This is a genomic window from Paraglaciecola sp. T6c, from assembly GCF_000014225.1.
In the GTDB taxonomy this organism is placed as follows: domain Bacteria; phylum Pseudomonadota; class Gammaproteobacteria; order Enterobacterales; family Alteromonadaceae; genus Paraglaciecola; species Paraglaciecola atlantica_A.
Genome location: NC_008228.1, coordinates 3,498,230 through 3,515,313 on the forward strand (window position 1 = coordinate 3,498,230; position 17,084 = coordinate 3,515,313).

General features: G+C 44.5%; 17 protein-coding genes. 6 read left to right on the forward strand and 11 right to left on the reverse strand.

Annotated elements, in window-relative coordinates; genetic code table 11:
* Nucleotides 1-168: 168 nt before the first annotated feature.
* From PATL_RS14740 to PATL_RS14765, 6 genes are all read left to right on the forward strand, one after another.
* Nucleotides 169-1,167 carry a branched-chain amino acid aminotransferase gene (locus tag PATL_RS14740; protein ID WP_011575651.1) on the forward strand — a complete coding sequence of 333 codons (999 nt, stop codon included), beginning with the start codon at nucleotides 169-171 and terminating at the stop codon, nucleotides 1,165-1,167.
* Nucleotides 1,168-1,243: 76 nt separating this feature from the next.
* On the forward strand, nucleotides 1,244-2,017 hold the full coding sequence (hisF, locus tag PATL_RS14745; protein WP_011575652.1) for an imidazole glycerol phosphate synthase subunit HisF: 774 nt from the start codon (nucleotides 1,244-1,246) through the stop codon (nucleotides 2,015-2,017).
* A gap of 61 nt (nucleotides 2,018-2,078) precedes the next feature.
* Nucleotides 2,079-2,699: a bifunctional phosphoribosyl-AMP cyclohydrolase/phosphoribosyl-ATP diphosphatase HisIE gene (hisIE, locus tag PATL_RS14750; protein ID WP_011575653.1), complete on the forward strand. Its 621-nt coding sequence runs from the start codon at nucleotides 2,079-2,081 to the stop codon at nucleotides 2,697-2,699.
* 329 nt (nucleotides 2,700-3,028) lie between these two features.
* A complete protein-coding gene (locus tag PATL_RS14755; protein ID WP_011575654.1) occupies nucleotides 3,029-3,580 on the forward strand; it encodes a cytochrome b in 552 nt (183 codons plus the stop codon).
* 2 nt (nucleotides 3,581-3,582) lie between these two features.
* Nucleotides 3,583-4,152, forward strand: a complete 570-nt coding sequence (locus PATL_RS14760) for a YceI family protein (RefSeq protein WP_011575655.1) — start codon at nucleotides 3,583-3,585, stop codon at nucleotides 4,150-4,152.
* A gap of 319 nt (nucleotides 4,153-4,471) precedes the next feature.
* The gene (locus tag PATL_RS14765; protein WP_011575656.1) at nucleotides 4,472-4,936 is read left to right on the forward strand and encodes an Hsp20 family protein; all 465 of its coding nucleotides are present in this window, start codon (nucleotides 4,472-4,474) and stop codon (nucleotides 4,934-4,936) included.
* Nucleotides 4,937-5,051: 115 nt separating this feature from the next.
* Here the strand turns inward: PATL_RS14765 and PATL_RS14770 are convergent, their stop codons facing one another.
* The 11 genes from PATL_RS14770 to PATL_RS14820 form a co-directional block, all read right to left on the reverse strand.
* On the reverse strand, nucleotides 5,052-5,441 hold the full coding sequence (locus PATL_RS14770; protein WP_011575657.1) for an MAPEG family protein: 390 nt from the start codon (nucleotides 5,439-5,441) through the stop codon (nucleotides 5,052-5,054).
* Nucleotides 5,442-5,571: 130 nt separating this feature from the next.
* On the reverse strand, nucleotides 5,572-6,216 hold the full coding sequence (adk, locus tag PATL_RS14775) for an adenylate kinase (protein ID WP_011575658.1): 645 nt from the start codon (nucleotides 6,214-6,216) through the stop codon (nucleotides 5,572-5,574).
* Nucleotides 6,217-6,404: 188 nt separating this feature from the next.
* A complete protein-coding gene (htpG, locus tag PATL_RS14780; protein WP_011575659.1) occupies nucleotides 6,405-8,327 on the reverse strand; it encodes a molecular chaperone HtpG in 1,923 nt (640 codons plus the stop codon).
* Between the two features lie 156 nt (nucleotides 8,328-8,483).
* Nucleotides 8,484-9,086 carry a recombination mediator RecR gene (gene recR / locus PATL_RS14785; protein WP_011575660.1) on the reverse strand — a complete coding sequence of 201 codons (603 nt, stop codon included), beginning with the start codon at nucleotides 9,084-9,086 and terminating at the stop codon, nucleotides 8,484-8,486.
* A gap of 38 nt (nucleotides 9,087-9,124) precedes the next feature.
* On the reverse strand, nucleotides 9,125-9,451 hold the full coding sequence (locus PATL_RS14790; RefSeq protein ID WP_041713919.1) for a YbaB/EbfC family nucleoid-associated protein: 327 nt from the start codon (nucleotides 9,449-9,451) through the stop codon (nucleotides 9,125-9,127).
* Nucleotides 9,452-9,481: 30 nt separating this feature from the next.
* Nucleotides 9,482-12,226: a DNA polymerase III subunit gamma/tau gene (gene dnaX / locus PATL_RS14795; RefSeq protein ID WP_011575662.1), complete on the reverse strand. Its 2,745-nt coding sequence runs from the start codon at nucleotides 12,224-12,226 to the stop codon at nucleotides 9,482-9,484.
* A 9-nt stretch (nucleotides 12,227-12,235) separates the two neighbouring features.
* Complete coding sequence (gene apt, locus PATL_RS14800; RefSeq protein WP_006991928.1) at nucleotides 12,236-12,772, reverse strand: adenine phosphoribosyltransferase; 537 nt, start codon at nucleotides 12,770-12,772, stop codon at nucleotides 12,236-12,238.
* A gap of 240 nt (nucleotides 12,773-13,012) precedes the next feature.
* The gene (locus PATL_RS14805) at nucleotides 13,013-13,762 is read right to left on the reverse strand and encodes an HvfC family RiPP maturation protein (protein ID WP_011575663.1); all 750 of its coding nucleotides are present in this window, start codon (nucleotides 13,760-13,762) and stop codon (nucleotides 13,013-13,015) included.
* Nucleotides 13,763-14,611 carry an HvfB family MNIO-type RiPP peptide maturase gene (locus PATL_RS14810; protein ID WP_011575664.1) on the reverse strand — a complete coding sequence of 283 codons (849 nt, stop codon included), beginning with the start codon at nucleotides 14,609-14,611 and terminating at the stop codon, nucleotides 13,763-13,765.
* Nucleotides 14,612-14,726: 115 nt separating this feature from the next.
* Nucleotides 14,727-15,200 carry an HvfA family oxazolone/thioamide-modified RiPP metallophore gene (locus tag PATL_RS14815; protein WP_011575665.1) on the reverse strand — a complete coding sequence of 158 codons (474 nt, stop codon included), beginning with the start codon at nucleotides 15,198-15,200 and terminating at the stop codon, nucleotides 14,727-14,729.
* Nucleotides 15,201-15,736: 536 nt separating this feature from the next.
* Nucleotides 15,737-16,978, reverse strand: coding sequence for a serine hydrolase domain-containing protein (locus tag PATL_RS14820; RefSeq protein ID WP_011575666.1), 1,242 nt, complete (start codon nucleotides 16,976-16,978; stop codon nucleotides 15,737-15,739).
* Nucleotides 16,979-17,084 lie beyond the last annotated feature (106 nt).

The window sequence follows — 17,084 nt, forward strand, 5'->3', positions numbered from 1 at the left end:
GTGAGAGCGCCGGTACAATCAAGCTAGACAAAGTCCTTAACAATTGTATGGGACGAAGTGATTGCACTGGGGCCGTGCTTACTAAATAATTGGATAACTTCAACCGTAAACGATCATGGCAAGGACACACCAGAGTCACCCCTGATCCCCTGTATTTAGGAAAAAGTAATGGCAGCATTTGGTACCGTTTTTATGCCTGAAATGGCATTGACTACATTTGAAAATGATCAGTGGAATAAAGCGCAAATAGTTTCTTCAGACAGTATTAGCCTGCACCCTGCAGCCCATGTTTTGCACTACTCAAGTACGTGTTTTGAAGGTTTGAAAGCATTTAAACACGAAGATGGCAGTGTGCATGTCTTTCGTATGGATCAGAACATAAAGCGTTTTGCTCAAAGTGCTCGCTTTTTGTCGCTACCTGAAGTTGATGAAGCGCAAGTCGCGCAAATGATCATGGATATTGTGGCCAAATATGCTGATGATGTGCCGTTGCCGCCAGGCTCGATGTATATTCGCCCAACACATTTCGGTACCGAGCCTGCTATCGGTAAAGCGGCAGTGCCATCACTGACCTCGATGTTATACGTATTACTGTCACCAGTAGGTGATTATTTCACTGGCGGCGCTAAAGCGTTGCGCCTGCTACTGGATGAAACCGGTATGCGCTGTGCGCCGCACATGGGCATGATTAAAAGCGGTGGCAACTATGCCAGCGCCCTAGGCCCGATTTCTAAAGCGCGTGTTGAGCACAACGCCGATCAAATCTTGTTCTGCCCCAATGGCGACGTACAGGAAACTGGCGCGGCCAATTTCTTGCTGATTGATGGCAATGAGATCATCACTAAAGGTCTGGACTCGACTTTTTTACATGGTGTGACTCGCAGCACTATTTTGACCCTTGCGGCTGACTTAGGCATGACCATCAGTGAGCGCGACATCACCGTCAGTGAGCTTCTTGAGCGCTCGGCTAAGCCTGGCGTTGAAGCTGCACTTTCGGGCACAGCTGCTGTACTCACGCCGGTGGGCACCTTTATTCATAACGATAAAGAATACACAGTCGGTAGCGGTGAAGCAGGCCCAACAACTGCGAAATTACGCCAAGCATTAAATGATATTCAATGGGGTAAAGCCCCAGATGTTCATGGTTGGCTGAAGCGCGTTAAGTAATCCCTATTAGAACGCCTGCTTGCATAAAGTAGGCGTCTGTTGTTCGTATAAATATTTTGATTAAAAAAGGTTTTCTATGCTCGCTAGGCGCATTATTCCCTGTTTAGATGTTCGTGATGGTCTTGTGGTAAAAGGCGTTAAGTTTCGTAATCATGAAACCATTGGCGAAATCGTTCCTCTGGCGGAGCTATACGCCCAACAAGGCGCTGATGAATTGGTGTTTTACGATATTACCGCTTCTAGTGATCAACGCGTGGTGGACAAAAGCTGGGTAACTCGCATCGCGCAAGTCATCGATATTCCTTTTTGCGTTGCCGGTGGTATCAAGTCTGTTGAAGACGCTGGACGCATTCTTGAAATGGGTGCAGATAAAATATCCATTAACTCCCCTGCTCTTGCTAACCCTAGCCTTATTCGTGAGCTACACGATACGTTTGGGCAACAGTGCGTGGTGGTCGGTATTGATAGCTACTTCAATGAAGAAACAGGAAAGTACCAAGTACACCAGTACACAGGGGACGAAAGCCGTACGCAAATTACTCGTTGGCAAACCGCTGATTGGGTCAAAGAAGTGCAGCAACACGGTGCAGGTGAAATTGTACTTAATTGCATGAATCAAGACGGTGTGCGCCAAGGTTATGATATTACGCAACTGACCGCCATTCGTGAAAACTGCGCGGTTCCGTTGATCGCTTCAGGTGGTGCCGGTGAAAAAGTCCACTTTAAAGATGTGTTTGAGCAGGCTGATGTAGACGGCGCATTAGCGGCGTCAGTCTTTCATAAAGGCATCATTCCAATACCTGAGTTAAAGGCCTATTTGCGCGAACAGCAGGTGGCTATTCGCGATTAAGCGTTAGCAAAGCCCGCGAGCGAGTTATACAACATTAAATTGATACGAATACGAGATAAACATGATCATCAATAAGCAAAACGTTGAGCAATTGGCTTGGCAGAAAATGGACAACCTTCTTCCATGCATCGTGCAAGATGCGTCTACAGGCAAAGTTTTAATGCAGGGGTATATGAACAGTGATGCCATTCATCACACCCTTGAAACGGGCCACGTTACCTTTTTCAGCCGCTCAAAGCTGCGCCTTTGGACCAAAGGGGAAACCTCTGGCCACACACTAAATCTCGTTCAGCTCAGCGCTGATTGCGATCAAGATTCAATACTGGCTCTCGCTCACCCCAATGGCCCAACGTGTCACTTAGGTAACGAAACCTGCTGGGCTGATGCCGCTGCACCAGACGTCAGTTTTATCGCAGAGTTGGAGCAGGTTATTGCATCACGCAAGGGCGCATCTCCTGATTCTAGCTATACCGCCCACCTTTACAGCAAAGGGATAAAACGAATTGCCCAGAAAGTGGGTGAAGAAGGGGTTGAAACTGCATTAGCGGCCACGGTAAAAGATTTGGACGAGCTTAAAAATGAATCGGCTGATTTGCTATACCATCTACTGGTACTGTTGCAAGCAAGTGATTTGTCATTAAGCGACGTCATCGAAGTACTAAAAACTCGCCACGCGAAATAGTTATTTTACTATAAACTGAACGGTCGGTTCATCAATACTACCGACCGTTATGTAATTCCCTTTTTATCTTTTTTCTCTCTTCTTTCTATCTTTTTTCTCTCTTTTCAACTTTTAGCACTTGGTTTATTGCTCACGTCGCAGTCTTCTGTGCACTTTTAATACCTGCCACCATAGAGACTGCATCGCGCTACGCTCTTTCCCCTCGAGTGTAATGGGTGTCTAGTCTGATATAACCGTTCTAATTTATCGATACTTAGCGTTACAAGATTGTCATACTAATTCAATAATACGAAGGGTATAGTATCTCTATTCTTTATTAGGTATTTGAAATGCTTAAAAATTCGTCTCAGCATTATGGTTGGTTAAGTATCGCTTTTCATTGGCTCAGCGCCGTTGTGGTTATTGGAATGTTTGCAGCGGGCTGGTGGATGGTCGAATTAAGCTATTACAGCCCTTGGTATACGGATGCACCCCACTATCACAAAAGTGTCGGCATACTGCTTATGTGCCTTACCGTTGTGCGAATCGTATGGAAAGTAACCCAGACTAAGCCGGACCCACTAGGCAAACCATGGGAAATATTAGCCGCAAGAGTCACTCACGCCCTGCTCTATATACTGTTAGTAACCTTATTTGTGAGCGGCTATTTAATTTCCACTGCCGACAACCGAGGGATTGACGTATTCAACTGGTTTTCGGTAGCTTCTTTAGGTAAATTATTTTCCAATCAAGAAGACTTATCGGGCATGGTTCATGAATATGTCGCTTATACGCTCATCGCTTTAGCAAGCTTGCATGGACTAGCAGCGTTGAAACACCACTTTATTAATAACGACAATACACTGGTAAGAATGCTTACCTTTAAAAAACATAAGGAATAAAAATGAGAAAGTCACTTTTAGCATTCAGTTTACTTGCCCTATTGACTGGCAACGCATTTGCCGCAGATTATGTGGTGGACACAGCAGGCGCTCATGCCTCAATTAACTTTAAAATTCAGCATCTTGGGTATTCTTGGCTAACCGGTCGTTTCAATACCTTCGATGGTAAGTTCAGTTACGACCCGGCCAAACCTGAAGCCTCTACCATCTCTGTGAATATCAATACGGATAGTCTTGACTCAAATCATGCTGAGCGTGACAAACACTTGCGCGGTGAAGATTTTCTGTACGTCAAAAAATATCCAATCGCTAAGTTTGTGAGCACCAAGGTAGAAAGCTTAGGCGGAGAGCGCTTAAAGATATTCGGGGACCTATCTCTGCATGGGATCACTAAACCTGTGATCATCATGGCCGAGAAAATCGGAGAAGGAAAAGATCCTTGGGGCGGTTACCGTGTAGGCTTCTCAGGCACCACACGCATCGCTATGGCAGATTATGGCATTATGACAAATTTAGGGCCTAGCTCGACTCATGTTGAGCTGATGCTGAACCTAGAGGGTGTTAAGCAATAACCCTCAATTGTACTTTTACAAATCATGGCCCGCTTATTAGCGGGCTTTTTTGTTATATTCAACAATAAAATAAAATCAATAAAATCAAAAGGTTAAATTTGAATTGAAATTTAATTTACATTTTTTAATTGAAAAATGTTGTGCCTATCCCTACATAGTATTTGTCGACGCCGAAAGGGTCGATACAAATTCAAAGGATAAGAATTTGGCAGGAAACTGCAAAGCCCTAAGGGTTACGCGAGGACCGCGTTAATAAAATAACGTCGCCGCTAGTCGGGACACTTTAATCTCATATTGCTTTATAAAGAGGATATGCAAAATGCGTAATATCGATCTATCTCCACTATACCGTTCTTTCATTGGTTTTGACCACTTGGCATCAATGATTGACACTGCATCTCGTAATGAAAAACAATCTAGCTACCCTCCCTACAACATTGAGTTGATAGCCGAAGATAAATATCGCATCACCATGGCGGTTGCGGGTTTCGCAGAAAATGAAGTCTCGATTGAGGTGCAAGAAAACACCTTGAAAGTCACCGGCAATAAAGCCGCAGCAACAGACGAAGAGCGAAAATTCCTTCACAAGGGTATTTCAGAGCGCAACTTTGAACGCAAATTCCAATTGGGCGATCACGTAAATGTGCTCGACGCCAAAATGGAAAACGGCCTACTCCACGTTAATTTAGAGCGTGTGGTACCCGAAGCGAAAAAACCACGCACGATTCAAATTGGTAGTCATACTGAGAAGTTGATTGAGGGTGAAAGCAAACCCGCGAGTTAACTTATAAAATTTGATGTGTGTTCCCTGTGAATCAAAACGGCGCTTAGTGAGCGCCGTTTTTTTATGCCTTGTATCGATTGAACAATGTCCTCATACGAGTACCTATAAGAATGTGCTAATAGAGATAAGCGATGTTCTGCACTGACAGTCCAATCAAAGCTACAAAGGTTAATATCATGCCTGAAACACGTTGCCAACTAGCCCCTGAATGATGTTTAAGGCCATAAGCGTGTAATATACGGCCTACGAGTAAAGCGAGGCCAGCAATGTGCAGCACAATAGGATAAGACGCGTTAATTTCTGCGACCAACATCAATACGAGTATTAACGGAACATACTCTGCAAAGTTTCCATGGGCACGTATTACGCCTAAGAAATGGCTGTCTCCTCCGTCTCCCAAGCTGATTTTCCCCGCTCGGCGACCTCTAACAACTAAGATTGAAAGATACACGAAAGTGATCCCCAGTAGTCCAGCGTAAAATGCGGTAATTGGCGTGTGTAACATAATAAATAAGTTCCTGTTTTAGTGTGTTTGCGTTTTTAGTTTAGGTTCTTCGAAACAAATAAAAATGATTATAGACATAAAAAAACCCACTTTTCAGTGGGTTTTTCATCATTCAATTAAATAGCCATCATTAGCCAAGTAAAGATGACAACTGGTCGCTGACGACATCAACCGCTTTAGTACCATCAATTTTATGATACTGGCAGTTGTTAGCGCTTGCTTCACTCTGATAATAATCAACCAGTGGCTTAGTCTGTTCATGGTAAACACCTAAGCGGTGACGAACGGTATCTTCTTGGTCATCAGCACGGATAACTAAATCTTCGCCCGTTTCATCATCCTTTCCGTCGTTTTGAGGCGGATTGTATTGTAGATGATAAACACGACCCGAAGCAGGATGCACGCGACGACCCGCCATACGCTCGACAATCACTTCATCAGGTACATCAAATTCGATAACGTGATCGACATTAATGCCCGCTTCTTTCATCGCATCAGCTTGAGGGATAGTGCGCGGGAACCCATCGAGTAAGAAACCGCCTTTGCAATCATCTTGTGCAATGCGCTCTTTTACCAAACCAATGATGAGCTCATCAGAAACCAGTTTTCCTTCGTCCATAACGCGCTTTGCGGCGTTACCTAACTCAGTGCCAGCTTTTATTGCTGCTCGTAGCATATCACCCGTAGAGATCTGCGGGATGCCATATTTACCCATTAAATATTGAGCTTGAGTGCCTTTACCAGCACCAGGAGCACCAAGAAGAATAATACGCATATTCTTTGCCCTCGCCTTTAGTTAAAGTTAAAAAATTCTGTGCCGAACTTTACACATTCGGCCTTTTGGTTACAAGCCGTATAAGACGTATGTCTTAGGTCAAATGTGTAAACATCTAATAATGCATAATATACACAAAAAATGGGCTAAAGAGCCCATTTTTTAACGTTATGTTGAGTAATTTAGCGTTATTTTGCCAAATTCATTAGTAGGGTGTTTAAATTGTGCACAAAGGCTGCTGGGTCTTTTAAACTGCCTTGTTCTGACAACGCAGCTTGATCAAACAATACTTCAGTCCACTGACCGAAACGTTCTTCATCTTGCTCGTCAGCTAGCATTTTCACCAAGCTATGCTCTGGGTTAAGCTCGAAGTGATACTTAGCTTCAGGTACTGGTTGACCTGCAGCTTGCATCAACTTGATCATCTGGGTAGACATACCAGTGCCATCAGCCACGATACACGCAGGTGAATCTGTTAGACGGTGCGTAAATTTCACCTCAGCGACTTTATCGCCTAGCACAGTTTTAACGCGCTCAGTTAAACCTTCAACTTGCTTCTCAGCTTCCTCTTGGGCCTTTTTACTGTCTTCGTCGTCTAAATCACCTAAATCTAATTCACCATGGGTAATTGATTGGAATGACTTTTCATCGAATTCAGTCAAATGGGACATAAGCCATTCATCCACACGGTCTGACATCAATAAAACTTCGATGCCTTTTTTGCGGAAGATTTCCAAATGCGGACTAGATTTAGCTGCTTTGTAGCTATCGGCGGTAATGTAGTAGATTTTATCTTGGCCGTCTTTCATACGACTAACATAATCAGCCAAAGAAACGTTTTGCGCATCGCTGTCATTTTCAGTCGAAGCGAAACGTAACAAGCCTGCTACTTTCTCTTTATTGGCGTGATCTTCAGCGGGGCCTTCTTTTAGCACATTACCAAATTCAGCCCAGAAGCCTTGGTACTTCTCGCTGTCATTTTTAGCAACACGCTCAAGCATTTGCAATACGCGCTTAGTACAGCCCTGACGAATGGCTTGAGTGATTTTGTTATCTTGCAAAATTTCACGAGATACGTTCAAAGGTAGGTCGTTTGAATCAAGCAAACCTTTCACGAAACGCAAATACGTCGGCATGAATTGCTCAGCGTCATCCATGATAAACACGCGCTGAACGTATAGCTTCAAGCCGTGCTTTTGGTCACGGTTCCACATATCGAACGGTGCTTTAGCTGGAATATACAGCAAGCTATTGTATTCAGTTTTACCTTCAACCTTGTTGTGTGACCATACTAGTGGATCCGCAAAATCATGAGAAATATGCTTGTAAAACTCTTTGTATTCTTCGTCAGACACTTCAGACTTATCGCGAGTCCATAGGGCTGTTGCCTTGTTTACGGCTTCCCACTTGGCAGGTTGCGCAGGCACTTTCTCGCCATCTGGGCCATCGCTTTCTGGAACTTCTTCTTTGTACATCATCACAGGGATGCTGATGTGATCAGAATACTTGCTAACGATTGAGCGTAGACGCCAGTCATCTGCGAACTCTTTTTCGTCTTCACGTAAGAACAAGGTAATTTCAGTACCACGGTCTGCTTTCTCGATATCTGCAACCGTAAACTCGCCTTCACCTTCTGATGTCCACTCAACACCTTTGCTGGCATCGTCGCCTGCAGCACGAGAGCGCACGACCACTTTTTCAGCCACGATAAACGCAGAGTAAAAACCAACACCGAACTGGCCAATTAATTGTGAGTCTTTCGCTTGGTCACCCGACAAATTACTGAAAAATTCGGAGGTACCAGATTTTGCAATCGTGCCTAAATGCTCAATGACACTCGCTCGGTCCATACCGATACCGTTATCACTGATGGTGATAGAACCAGCGTCTTTATCAATGCTTAATTTAACGCATAAATCGCCGTCGCCTTCGTATAGACTATCGTTCGACAGCGCCTTGAATCGTAATTTGTCTGCTGCATCGGCAGCGTTAGAAACAAGTTCACGAAGAAATATTTCTTTATTTGAATAAAGTGAATGGATCATCAACTGAAGCAATTGTTTTACTTCGGTTTGAAAGCCATGAGTTTCTTGATGGGCAACGTCAGCCATGGACAAGTATCTCCTAAGTTAGTTGGTTTCTGTTTGTGAGTAAGGAGATAAGGTCGCTTGAAAGCATTTCAATACAAAAGATGAAAAAATTGTAACTATCAGTGAGATATTTGACGGCCTATGAACTAGACCGTCATAAAACGTAGAAATTTTCGCCTAAGACAGGCTTCGACGACCCACAAAAGCATGCGTCAACGTATTGCCATCAACATATTCTAACTCGCCACCCACCGGCATACCGTGAGCTAACCGAGTCGCTTGAATGTCTCTCGCAGAGCACATCTGGCCAATGTAATGGGCCGTTGCCTCGCCTTCAACCGTCGGGTTGGTGGCTAGGATCACTTCCGTCAAATCTTTGCTGTCTAACAAATTCGCTAGTTCGTCTAACCCGATTTCACTCGGCCCAATACCATCGATAGGCGATAAATGTCCCATCAATACAAAGTACAAACCTTTAAATTCAGCGGTTTGTTCAATCGCCACCACATCTTGGGGGGACTCAACAACGCACAAAGTGCCCGCTTCGCTACGTCTAGGGTGAGCACAAATTTCACACAATTCGCTTTCGGTAAACGTACGGCACTGCTTACAATGCCCCACGTGTTCCATGGCGTTATGCAACACTTGGCTCAACTGCAAGGCACCACTTCTATTTCGCTCTAACAAATGAAACGCCATGCGCTGGGCGCTTTTCGGGCCCACACCGGGTAACACTTTAAACGCGTTAATAAGCTCTAAAATAAGAGGACTAAGCTTCATCTATACTACCTTGAGTGAAATACTGAGAGTCGGCTTTCTTAGAACGGCATTTTGAAGCCCGGAGGCATCGCCATGCCGCCAGTGACATCTGCCATTTGTTCTTTGGTGGTTTCTTGCACACGACGTACTGCATCGTTGGTGGCTGCCGCAACCAAGTCTTCAATCATTTCTTTATCGTCTTCCATCAAGCTATCGTCAATGTCAACGCGGCGTACGTTGTGGTTACAGGTCATAGTGACCTTCACCAAACCTGCGCCAGACTCGCCGGTAACTTCCATTTTGGCTAGCTCTTCTTGTTTCTTCTGCATGCGCTCTTGCATTTGTTGCGCTTGCTTCATTACATTACCCATTCCACCTTTAAACATATTTTTCTCTCTTAAACTTTGAAATAAAACCTAGCGTGCTTTGATTGAATCATTTAGCACTTGGGCGTTGAACATGTCTTTAAACATACAAATGGACTCATTAGTTTCGACCACTTGCTTGGCATATTCAAATCGCACCCGATTAATACTTTGTTGTAAGGCAAACGGCGTGTTAATCGCGTCACCTACATGTACCTCTAGGGTAATCTGTTGTTGCAACACATCACTCAGTGCACGTTGCAATTGTTCTTTAGCTGAATCGGTATTCAGGTGCTCCTTGGTTTGCACCAAATTGAGCACGACTTTGTCACCATCTTGAGTGAACTCAGAATGCAGCGCCAATTGCTTCGTCAGCGCAGCCACTTGCATCTGTGTTATCAACGCGCTCCATTTATCCAATTGGGGCGCTATTGTGACCTTCTCACCCGACTCAAGAAATGCAGGTACCTCATAGTCCACCTCACATTCTAAATCTTGCGCTAAATGAGCAGTGGGGTCGAAAACGGTATTTTCAATCTCTTGTTGGTTTTCTGCTATGTCTTCTTGTGCGTCAACGGGCACCGTCACTTCATCAAGGGCTAGCGCCTCATGGCTTAGTTCATTAACAGATACATCACCACCAGTGACTTCGTTAACGGTTACTTCGTTAATGTCATTGATATCATTGAATTCATTAAGAGAGGTTTGATTATTAGCATCATCTGTCGCCCAAGGCGGTGCTTCCCCTAACTCGGCCTGATTCGCATTAGGTACATCAGCATCGTTCGGATAAGGTGCATCTGCTTGAGCAGAATACGTGTACGGCGTAGCTTGCTCAGGTGAATACTGCTCAGGTGAAGACGGCTCAGGTAGAGATTCGGGTGAACTCGGGCTTTCAGCAGAAGCAGGCTTCGTGACGGGCTGATTCCTAGGAATTGCGCCAGCCATTGGTTCAACACCCGGCCCGCTGCCACCAGGCAGAAACTGACTGGCATCATAACCACCTTCAGACTTTTTTACTGAAGGGACATTCTCCTGTTCATCTTCCGTTGCCTGAGTGAGTTTACGGCGCAGCGCAAGTAAACTTTCGGTAGATTGACTTTGCGGCTTCGAGGCATCTTGTTGATGGACTTCTTGCTGATGGTCGACAGCTGTATTCGTATCATGCGGTTGCTGAGTTTGCGGCTGAATAAAATACTCAGCTTCTTGCAAAATGCCTGCTTGTTGCGCTTCCATGTCCTGCATTTGTGCACTGTGATATTCGTCATCATCAAACGGCTGAGCTGAAGTTTCATCTGCTAGTGTCTTTTCAACAGCTGCTGCCCCTTCCACTTGATTTTGTGTGGCCGCATTGTCTGCACGCTCGCTTTTCGAGCCCATGACCTCAAGGGGTTGAGTGTTCTGACGGGCTGTAAAATCACTGTCGTTAGTAAAATCATTGTTAGACGTAGAGTCACTGGCTGTAGATGGCGCATCTTTTGGCGCTGCCACTCTTTGCGTGTTATCAATCTCAGTGGCAATTGGTGCTTGGGGCGCTTCCTCAGCTTGTGCCATCGCAGCTACAACCGTTTCCTTAGACTCAACTGGCGTGTCGTCGGTGGGTGTAACAAGGTCGTGTTTGTCTCGCATTGGCAGCGGTGCACTACTCGGCCCACTACTCGGTGCTGAGCTTGGGGTCATAGCCACTAGCTCTTCAACACTAGTATTTACTTGCACTGGGCTAAAGGCCAACATGCGCAGCAGTGTCATTTCCAAGCCTGTTCTGGCATCCGCTGCAAATGGCATATCGCGCTTGCCTTGCAATGCAATTTGGTAAAGCAATTGTATGTGCTCAGGCAGTGCATTTTTTGCTAATTGATATATTGCCCGAGCGGAAATAGTCTCAAGTTTGCATGCATCAGGTACAAATTGGGTCAAAGCGACTTGATGTAGCAAACTCATCAATTCATTCAGCACCTGGCTATAGTCGACGGCTTGTTCAGACATAAAGTCGACCAATTCAAACACCGACTCATTTTGCTTATTCAGCACAGCATTGAGTAACTTGAGAACTTGCGTTTTGTCCATTAAGCCGAGCATGTCGGTGACTATGCTCAAACTGACGTTGCCATTGCCTTGGGCAATAGCTTGATCGGATAAACTCAAAGCGTCACGCATACTTCCCTGTGCAGCTCTTGCTATTTGCGCCAGCGCTTCTGGCGCATTTTGAAGTTGCTCTTGGGCAAAAACATGCTGTAGTTGCTGAGCAATTTGCGCTCGTGATAAGGCTTTAAGGTTGAACTGCAAGCAGCGAGATAAAATCGTGATCGGTAGCTTTTGCGGATCGGTTGTCGCCAACAAGAATTTGACGTGTGGCGGTGGCTCTTCAAGGGTTTTAAGCAGAGCGTTAAAACTATGCTTAGACAACATGTGTACTTCATCAATTAAGTACACTTTGTATCGACCACGTGAGGGTCGATATTGTACGTTGTCTAATAATTCCCGAGTATCCTCGACCTTTGTGCGTGAGGCTGCATCGATTTCTAACAGATCAACGAAGTTGCCCTGCTCTATTTCAACACACGTAGAGCATTTACCACAGGGTTTTGACCCCATGCCCAATTCGCAATTCAGACTCTTGGAAAAGATCCGTGCGATAGTGGTTTTGCCCACACCTCGCGTACCCGTAAACAAATAAGCGTGGTGTAAGCGGTCATTATCAAGTGCATTTGAAATGGCTGCGACTACATGCTCTTGACCAACTAATTCACTGAAATTATTTGGCCGCCATTTTCGCGCTAGAACTTGATAGCTCATGTTATTGGATTACTCGCCTTCGAACTCACAAATTGAATGACTTTGTACACCGATTTCTTGCAGTTTGGCTTCACCACCTAAATCAGGTAATGAAATAACAAAACCAGCATGCTCAACGATACCGCCTAAACGTCTAATTAAATTAGCAGTGGCGATCATTGTGCCACCAGTGGCAAGCAAGTCATCTAGCATCAATACTTTCTCACCCGGTTTGACCGCATCTTCATGGATCTCTAGGCAGTCAGTGCCGTATTCAAGATCGTAGCTTTCGCTAATCACTTTACGCGGCAGTTTATTGGGCTTACGTACAGGTATAAAACCGATACCTAGCTCAATCGCCAGAGGCGCACCAAACAAAAAGCCGCGGGCTTCTGTGCCAGCCACTTTATCGAAATTGTATGGAGCGAACTCTTTTACCAAGAGTTCGATACTCGTCGTGTACGCTTTATGATCTTCAAGAATCGAAGTCACGTCACGAAATAAAATCCCAGGCTTGGGATAATCAGGTACGGTTTTAATAACCGACTTTATATAAGCAGCGGGCACAGCTTTCCCCGTTGTGATGGATAATTAAAAAACGACGGTTAAAGGAAAACCATCCAACCAAGGATGACGTGCATTAATGGCAGTGCCAATAACGTCAACAGCCCAGCGGCCAGATAAGTGAAGTTGAACGGATCTTGAGAACCATTATTATCTTGCATTGAAAACCCCATTCGTCGCGATTTAACTAATATGAATTCAGCCGTAAATGGTAATTCAAACAAATAAAAATTGATAGCCTATTTACGTGCTAATCGCATACGGCACGAGTATCTGTTGCTCTAACATTTGCTGCACAATTTGATTTACGCCTTGTATCACTTGCGCTGGTTCTATTTGCGGGAGCGTTTCAATCATACTTTGATTCAGCGACTCGAGTGACAAATGCTGATTATTTTCAATCGTGACGAGCAAATGGGCTGTCATAGCGGTTATCAGCGTAAAATCTACTTGATCGTCGCTATCACGGTGGATCACTAAATAAACAGGCTCGCTAGGTTCGCTTGGTTGATAATCTTGGCTAATTTGGTGTACAGGAAACTGGTAACTAACCACGCTGGCAAGTTGTGATAATTGCACTGCTGTTACCTTTTGTGCTGCGTCGTATGTTTGAGAGTGAGTTTGCTTTCTGATAGATACCGTAAGCTCCATCCATTCATAGTGGGCCAGTTCGGCCATAAAAATGGGATCATGTGGTTGGCGTTCGTATTCATTGCTTAAATACTCAACGAACTCTTTACTGATATCCGTAAAATAGGGCGAACGGCATTCGTGCTCAGCAAAAAATTGCCGAGCAAGGCTGTTCCATTGCGCTTCGGTATACAAACTCTCAAGTACAGGAAAGCCCGAACTAAGAAACCCCTTGATATTGTTAAAGAACAAATCTCGATAGATTTCCATTCGCCTTGGTTCAATGCCATGTGAGAAAGGGTGAGTAGCAGGATCTTTTAGGTGATCAATGAACGCCAGCTGAGTCTTTTGAAAGTCGTACATTTATGCCAAATCCTTGTGTGTCTCGGCCACCCTATGCTTATGCTGAATTTGTCGAATTTTGTCAACTTCAAGCAAGAGTTCTTCAATCGGAGGAATATTAAAATCACGCTCTAACAAGGTGGGGAAGACACCGTGGATCTCATACGCTTTTTCGAGTAAATCCCATACAGGTTGAATCACATCAGCGCCGTGGGTGTCCACTTTCAAATCGTCAGCCTCATCATAGTGCCCAGCAATATGACCATAGACAATTCGTGCTGTTGGCATTGCCTTCAAAAAACCCTCAGCGTCATAACCATGGTTAATTGAATTTACATAGATATTGTTTACATCTAACAGCATTTTACAATTCGATTCTTCCAATACTGCTAGTGTGAAGTCTTGTTCACTCATATTAGCGTTGGGCGCTGCATAGTATGATACGTTTTCTAGTATGAGCGGCCGCTCAATGATGTCTTGCACCATGTTAACTCGCTCAACCACGTACTTCACTGCGTCTTCGCTGAATGGGATTGGCATTAAGTCGTAGAGATGGCCCTTACCTGAACAATAACTTAGGTGCTCGCTGTAATGCTGAATATTATGCGTATCAAGAAATGCTTTTACGTCTTTAACGAAATTAATATCCAGCGGCTCGGGGCCACCAATAGACAGTGAAAGTCCGTGGGTTGTAAACTCGCTGGTGCTGGTAAACTGATTGAGCTGCTTTTGGTACTTTCCTCCCAGCGGGATCCAGTTCTCGGGAGCGACTTCCCAAAAATCGACAGCGCTGGGAATATCGTCAATTAGTTCGTTGATCATCTCACGGCGTAATCCTAAACCCACGCCTGATAAATGCTTACTCTGCATCACTTACCTCTTCACTGCCGTTATAACGACTGTTTTAACCTAGCCGACAACTTACGTCGCCTAAACAATAAAGGCCAGCAAAGCTGGCCTTTATTCAGAAAATTCTAGTTAAGAATTAAGCTTGGCCGCCACATTTACCTTCGCCGCACTTACCTTCTTTAGCTGCTTTGTCGCCGCCACATTTACCTTCGCCGCACTTGCCTTCTTTGGCTGCTTTGTCGCCGCCACATTTACCTTCGCCGCACTTACCTTCTTTGGCTGCTTTGTCGCCGCCGCACTTGCCTTCTTTGGCTGCTTTGTCGCCGCCACATTTACCTTCGCCGCACTTGCCTTCTTTGGTCATTTTAGCTGCTTTGTCGCCGCCACATTTGCCTTCGCCGCACTTACCTTCTTTGGTCATTTTAGCTGCTTTGTCGCCGCCACATTTGCCTTCGCCGCATTTACCTTCAGCAACATCTTGCATATAACCAGACTCTAATGTTTGCATCCCAAAAGGTGCCGCATTTGCTTGAAAGCTAACTGAAGCTAGTGAGCCTAGTACAACTGCACCAATTGCTGTAGCGATAGTAGTTTGTTTAATTTGTTTCATATTTGACACCTTAAGTAGAAGTAATAATTTTGTGTAATCTTGCTTACAAATGATAAGACCCAACGATGTAAATGAATATTTCACCGGCAAGAAAAATATTTACATTTAATCCCTATTTCCTCCCTGAAACATAAGTTCACACCCAGTGTAGACTATTCCCCCAATGTTTGAGTGAAGCTTGAAAATGAAAAACAACCTCAATCGCTTATGTATTGCTCAGACGTGTGGTGGGTAAGTATACTTAGCATCTTAAAATAACTTATGCGCCATGCTGGGTAACTAAGGTGTTATTTTCTGCATATACGAAATTTTCTCAGCGCTTCACGTACCCCCATCATTTTATCTCTAACCATCATCGAACCTAATACGCTAGAGTCATTCATGGCGTAAGCTCATATCGCTGGTCGAATGTATCATTATTAACGTGCAAATTATTTTCAGGAAAAGCAAGGTTAGTAAGATGGCTCAATCCCCCACCAGTGGCTAAGCCGTCTATTTATAGAGCTCTCACTTTATAACGGCTCTCAGTCGAGACGCTATAGTGCTTTAATCCTTGCTAATATAGCTGCATCTAGCGCTTTTTCGTGTTCCTTAAATACGCTAGACCCTGTGGCCTGGGGAGTGTTGCCATGTTTGGCTATAACGACTCCGAGCTCAGGATAAATGGCAATTGATTGGCCAAAAATACCGGATGCGCGAAACTTCTCGTTGCCAGTTTCTAACCACCATTGGTAACCATAATGAGGGTACGTGGTCGATGGCGTTATCGAGTCTTTTACCCAGTTGACCGGCAATGGTGAATTGAGCGGTGACGACAATTGTTCATAGGCGAACTGCCCAAGCCGAGCAAAGTCTCTCAGGCTAGCCAGTAAGCAACAACCACCGGTTTCAACACCGTTTGGTCTATCAAGTACCCAAAACGCATCGTTTTCCATGGCGTAGGGTTGCCATATTTTATCTTGTAAATAGGTAGCAGCATTGTTACCAATCGCTGAGCGTAAAAGCTCGCCAATCAAGTTCGACTCTGCAGTATTGTAATTGAACACGGTACCCGGCTCGTGCGCTCTTGAAAGCGCTTTGACATAGTTAATTAATGTTATGCCATTTGCTCCGCCTGCTTTTGACACATCCGAATTTGGGTCGCTGTAATCTTCGTTCCACTGAACGCCAGAATTCATGTGCAGCACATTTTTAATGGTTACGCCCTCGTAAGCCGAGCCTTTCAGCTGAGGCAAGTAGTCAACCATCTGATCATTTACGCTTGCTATATAGCCATCTTTGATTGCAGCGCCAATCAGTAACGATGAAACCGATTTAGTGACTGAAAACGATATCCAGCGGGTGTTCTTATCATTTCCTTCTGTGTAATTTTCGTATACCAACTCACCGTCTTTTAGCACCACCATCCCTATCGCGCCTTTAAGAGCAATGAAATCTTCGATGGTATACTTCGTTTCTCCAACCTGGTAGGTAACACTTCCTAGACCGAGATCATTTAACACCATGGGTTGTGCATTTTTAGATTTTGCAACCACTCGCGTCGGCCACATTCTGCTAATGTTTTTAAAACCGATCGCACGCTCCTCTTGGGTCCAAAAGAGTATTTCACTGCTGCGCTCCACTAATTTACTCTTTTCGATAAACGCATCATCAGAACGTGTATCGGCAGAAGCATGACCGATTATTATGCCAGTGGTGAATATTGATAACGTTAAAGATAAGGACAAAAAACGACTTGCATGTAGGCCGAACTGAGTGAATTTATTCATATACTTCATTTTTTGCTTTCCTAGCGTTGGCTGAATAGATAAACAAGACAAACCCATTTTAATGCTTAGCACTTTGCATCTAAAATACGGTCAGTTTTCAGTCAACAACATATAA